A 550-nucleotide genomic window follows, 5' to 3' on the forward strand; every position below is an offset into this window, starting at 1 on the left:
GCTCACACCTTAATGCGGCGTTAGGCGAATGGAGTAAATAATGAGATTTTTGATTGTTATTTTGGGGATGTTTTCTGCATTAGCAGCGACGGCAGAAGAGACTCGATGTGGATGGCTTGAAAATCCTTCTCCTGCCAATATGTGGTTGATTGATCGCGATGGCTCGTGGGATATATCAGTCCAAGGTACTTCAAATGCATTGGACGATAAATCGATGGAACTGCTTTATCAAGCGACTGCAAATGAAAGTGAATTTGTTAGAACAAATCGAAACTATGGTTTTAGTTGTGCTTGTTTAACAGTGGACGTAGACGAAGAGAAAAATTCGATTACAACAATCTATAAATCCAAGCAGTTACCTTTGAAGCAGTGTTTAGAGGACATATCCATAACGAAAGATATTCCACTTCCTTTTAAGTAATTCACCTAACAAATTGTTCAAGAGGGATTCGCAACGCGTGGCACTTTTACTATGCGTTAGTTTTAGTGACTAAGGTGGTATGCGGCGGCTTCGGTATTGCGTTGCTCACCCCTTAACAAGGCGTTAGCA

The 550-nt window shown here is 41.1% G+C and carries 1 protein-coding gene; it reads left to right on the forward strand.

The window, feature by feature from the left end; all coding sequences use genetic code 11:
* Positions 1–40 precede the first annotated feature (40 nt).
* A complete protein-coding gene (locus CBX98_RS25310; RefSeq protein ID WP_109170537.1) occupies positions 41–421 on the forward strand; it encodes a DUF4087 domain-containing protein in 381 nt (126 codons plus the stop codon).
* Positions 422–550: the final 129 nt, after the last annotated feature.

The organism is Vibrio sp. T9 (assembly GCF_003123985.1).
In the GTDB taxonomy this organism is placed as follows: Bacteria; Pseudomonadota; Gammaproteobacteria; order Enterobacterales; family Vibrionaceae; genus Vibrio; species Vibrio diabolicus.